The organism is Micromonospora sp. NPDC002411, from assembly GCF_053592955.1.
This window is the reverse complement of sequence record NZ_JBSFBM010000461.1, coordinates 1-4,181: the sequence shown is the minus strand read 5'-3', so window position 1 is coordinate 4,181 and position 4,181 is coordinate 1. Positions and strand designations below refer to the sequence as shown.

6 protein-coding genes are annotated in these 4,181 nt (G+C 74.1%); 5 read left to right on the top strand and 1 reads right to left on the bottom strand.

Annotated features, from left to right (window positions below; genetic code table 11):
* The coding region (locus tag ACWCO3_RS32170; RefSeq protein ID WP_450013653.1) for a GNAT family N-acetyltransferase, cg3035/Rv0428c family at positions 1-738 on the bottom strand (738 nt) is incomplete at its 3' end.
* A gap of 78 nt (positions 739-816) precedes the next feature.
* Between ACWCO3_RS32170 and fdxA the strand changes: the two genes are divergently transcribed.
* The 5 genes from fdxA to ACWCO3_RS32145 form a co-directional block, all read left to right on the top strand.
* Positions 817-1,143: a ferredoxin gene (gene fdxA, locus ACWCO3_RS32165; RefSeq protein ID WP_030490464.1), complete on the top strand. Its 327-nt coding sequence runs from the start codon at positions 817-819 to the stop codon at positions 1,141-1,143.
* On the top strand, positions 1,140-2,246 hold the full coding sequence (dapC, locus tag ACWCO3_RS32160; RefSeq protein ID WP_450013655.1) for a succinyldiaminopimelate transaminase: 1,107 nt from the start codon (positions 1,140-1,142) through the stop codon (positions 2,244-2,246). The genes fdxA and dapC overlap by 4 nt, the downstream gene beginning before the upstream one ends.
* Positions 2,247-2,262: 16 nt before the next feature.
* Complete coding sequence (locus ACWCO3_RS32155) at positions 2,263-3,291, top strand: prephenate dehydrogenase (RefSeq protein ID WP_145779059.1); 1,029 nt, start codon at positions 2,263-2,265, stop codon at positions 3,289-3,291.
* A 9-nt stretch (positions 3,292-3,300) separates the two neighbouring features.
* Positions 3,301-3,948, top strand: a complete 648-nt coding sequence (locus tag ACWCO3_RS32150; protein ID WP_145779060.1) for an SIMPL domain-containing protein — start codon at positions 3,301-3,303, stop codon at positions 3,946-3,948.
* Positions 3,948-4,181, top strand: a 234-nt coding sequence (locus ACWCO3_RS32145) for an ATP-binding cassette domain-containing protein (RefSeq protein ID WP_450013650.1), incomplete at its 3' end; no start/stop codon positions are given. The genes ACWCO3_RS32150 and ACWCO3_RS32145, both read left to right, overlap by 1 nt.

The window sequence follows — 4,181 nt, the reverse complement described above, 5'->3', positions numbered from 1 at the left end:
GCGTACCCGGTCCTTCCCCGTGTGGTCCCTGATCGTGACCGTGCTGCCGGACGTGATCTCGGCGGCGAACACCACCTCGACCCGGGCGGGCGCTGGCAGCTCGCCGGCGGCGTCGGCGGCCAGCTCGACCTCCGTGTTGCTCGACCCGCTGGCGGCAGCGGTCGGGGCGCTCGCCGCGTCCCCCTGACGCGGGGCTGGCCGGCCCTCGGGCGGCAGGGGAAGTGGGGCGGTCTGCACCAGTGTCGGCGGTCGGGCGCTCCAGCCGCGGGCGTCCAGTTCCGTGCCGACCGGCGCGGCGAGCGGCAGCGGCGTGTTGATCATCGCGGGCTGGCCCTGCTCGGCGTACCAGCGCTCGACAGCGTCCACGGCGGCGGGCAGCGGGCGGTCCGGGTCGCCGATCGGCAGCGCCGAGTTGGCCCGCCCGGTCCAGCCGTCCGCCGACCGGAGCAGCCAGTCGCCGAGCCGGCCTCGCGTCGGTGCCGGCCAGGCCTCGTCGGCGGCCCGCTCCAGCGCCACCACGGCCGCCGCGGTCGGCCGACGGGTCGCCGGGACCCGTTTGGCACGGTGGACCTGCGCTACCGGAACCCGCAGCGGCCCCTTCGCGGTGGCCAGCGTGAGATGAGTCTCGCTCAGCTCCACCAGCTCGCCGAGGGCATCGGAGAAGAGCGGGCGGCCTTCGCGAATCCCCACAATCCGGCGGACCACGATTCGGTGTCCCACATCCTGCTGTCGGAGCACGATCGACCCCCTCCCCGGCGAGATACTAGGCTCTAACCGTCGCGGGAGATCGCGACGTGTCTGCGGAGGAGAAGACCGGTGACCTACATCATCGCCGAGCCGTGCGTGGATGTGCTCGACAAGGCATGCATCGAGGAGTGCCCGGTCGACTGCATTTACGAGGGCAACCGGATGCTCTACATCCACCCCGACGAGTGCGTCGACTGTGGTGCCTGTGAGCCCGTCTGCCCGGTGGAGGCGATCTTCTACGAGGACGACGTCCCGGAGCAGTGGAAGGACTACACCGGCGCCAACTACGAGTTCTTCGAGGACCTGGGCTCGCCCGGTGGCGCCTCGAAGGTCGGCAAGGTGGAGAAGGACGCCACCTTCGTCGCCGCGCAGCCGCCGCGCGGCGAGGGCCACTGAACCGGCCCGCGCCGGTCTCGTCGCGGCTGCCCGAGTTCACCTGGGACACCCTGGACGCCGCGGCCACCCTGGCCGCGGCGCATCCGGAGGGCCTGATCAACCTCTCCATGGGTACGCCGGTCGACCCGGTGCCCGAGGTGATCCGTCGAGCCCTGGCTGACGCGTCCGACGCTCCCGGTTACCCGCTGACCGCCGGCACGCCGGCGCTGCGGGCCGCGATCGCGGCGTGGGTGTCAAGGGCCTGCGGCGCAGGTGTCGACGGTCTCGGAGTGCTGCCGACGATCGGCTCGAAGGAGCTGGTCGCGTGGCTGCCCACCCTGCTCGGCATCGGTCCGGGTGACGTGGTGGTGGTGCCGTCGATCGCGTACCCCACGTACGAGGACGGTGCCCGGCTGGCCGGCGCCACCGTCGTGCGTACCGACTCGCTCACCTCGGTCGGGCCGACCTCGCGGGTCCGGTTGGTCTGGGTCAACTCGCCCGGCAACCCGACCGGGCGGGTGCTGCCCACAGCGCACCTGCGCAAGGTGGTCGACTGGGCCCGGGAGCGCGGCGCGGTGGTCGCCAGCGACGAGTGCTATCTGCCTCTGGGCTGGTCGGCGGAGCCGGTCTCCGTGCTGTCCCCGCAGGTCAGCGGTGGCAGTTACGCCGGGGTGCTCGCCCTGCACTCGCTGTCCAAGCGGTCCAACCTGGCGGGCTACCGGGCCGGGTTCGTCGCCGGTGACCCGGCGCTCGTCGCCGAGCTGCTCAAGGTGCGCAAGCACGCGGGCATGATCGTGCCCGCGCCCGTGCAGGCGGCGATGGTGGCCGCGCTGGACGACGAGCGACACGCCGAGGAGCAGCGGGAGCGCTACCGCGCCCGGCGTGAGGTGCTCCGGGCCGCGTTCACCGAGGCCGGGTTCACCGTCGAGCACTCCGAGGCGGGTCTCTACCTGTGGCTCACCCGCGGTGAGGACTGCTGGGAGACCGTCGACTGGCTGGCTCGTCGGGGCATCCTGGTCGCCGCCGGAGTCTTCTACGGCCCCACCGCCGGGCAGCACGTCCGGGTCGCGCTGACCGAGTCCGACGAGCACGTCGCGGCGGTCGCCGGCCGGCTGCGGGCCTGACCCCGGGCGGCCGGCGATGACCGACGGCACGACCGGGCGGTACGCCGGAGTGCGTGCGGCCGTGATCGGCACCGGCCTGATCGGCGGCTCCGTGCTGCTGCGCCTGGCCGAGGTCGGCCTGGACGTCGTCGGATGGGATCCGGACCCGGCCACCCGCGAGCGGGCCCAACTCCGGGGCGTGGTCGCCCCGGCCACTGTCGAGCAGGCCGTGGCCGGTCGGGACGTGGTCTTCCTCTGCGGTCCGCTGCCCACTCTTGCGCACACCCTGGCCCGGGTCGCCGAGCTGACCGCGCCCGGCTGCGTGCTCACCGACGTGGGCAGCACCAAGGTCGAGGTGGCGGAAGCGGCCGATCGACTCGGGCTCGCCGACCGGTTCGTTCCCGGGCACCCGATGGCCGGCGCGGAGTCCGCCGGCCTGACCGCCGCCTCGCCGACCCTGCTGACCGGTGCAGCCTGGGTGCTCTGCCCGGCGCCGGGCACCGCGACGGCGGCCTTCCGCTGGCTGACCGGGCTGCTGGTGGAGGTGTTCGCCGCCCGCGTCGTACCGATGGCGGCGCCGGCACACGACTCGGCGGCGGCGCTCGCCTCACATGTGCCACACCTGCTGGCCGGGGCGCTGGCCGGTGCGACGCAGCGGGCGCCGCTGCGCGACGCCGTGCTGACGCTGGCCGCGGGCAGTTTCTCCGACGGCACTCGGGTGGCCGGCACACCGGCCGAGCGGACCGCGAACATGTTGCTCGGCAACCGCGACCGGGTCCTGCACGAACTGGACGAGGTCCGCGCCTTCCTGGACGGGCTGGCCGCCGCCCTGCGGGCCGACGACGCAGCGGCGCTCGTCGCCCGGTACGCGGAGGCCAGGGCTGCCCGTTGCGCGTTGTCGGACCGGCGTTTCACCGGTGCGAACCGGGAGTTCCCGGTCGACGGCGACGGTGCCGCCGAGGTGGCCTGGTTGCGCGGGCTGGGCGACGTCGGTGGGCACCTGACCGGGTGTCAGGTCGACTCCGAGGCGGTTTCCTACACTGCACGGCTCCCGGTGGCTGACTAGGCTGAGGGCATGGCGACGGACGGTCCGGTGGTGCAGGTGCGCGGCGAGGCGTACCGGGAAGTGCCGCCCGAGCTGGCCCGGTTCGCGGTCACCGCGACAGCGCGTGACCGGGACCGGGAGGCGACGCTGACCCGGTTGGCCGAGCGGGCTGCCGCCGTCCGGGTGCTGCTCGACGGTTCCGGGCCCACTGTGGCTCGGCGGGAGACCGGCGACCTGCGGGTGCGGCCGGAAACCCGGCGTTCGGGCGAGCGGGTGGTCGCGTGGCACGGCAGCGTGACGACCACCGTCACCGTCACCGACTTCACCGCCCTCGGTGAGCTGATGCTCCGGTTGGCCGACCAGGACCAGGTCGAGGTGGCCGGGCCCTGGTGGGAGCTTCGCCCGGACAGCCCCGCGCACCGGGAGGCCCGACACGCCGCGATCGGCGACGCGTTGCTGCGGGCCCGGGAGTACGCGGAGGCGCTCGGTGCCCGGGTTACGGCACTGATCGAGTTGGCCGACGCCGGCCCGGCCGACCGACCGATGTTCGCCCGCGCGGCGTTCGCCGGGGGTGGCGCGGGTGGTGGCGCGCCGGAGCTCGAGCTGGATCCGCAGCCGCAGACGGTGCAGGCGGCGGTGCAGGCGCGATTCACGATCAGCGCCCCGGTCCTCGACTGATGCCACCGGCCCAGGTGCTGTCCGTCGACGAGCTGGTCGAACGGGCGCTGGTGCTGGCCGAGGCCGGGCCGCGACAACTGCTCGGCATCGCCGGCGCGCCGGGTGCCGGGAAGTCCACGCTGGCCGAGTTGATCGTCGCCGAGGTGGGGCCGACGGCGCGGCTGGTTCCGATGGACGGCTTCCACCTGGCCCAGTCACAGTTGGTCCGGCTGGGCCGCGCCGAACGCAAGGGC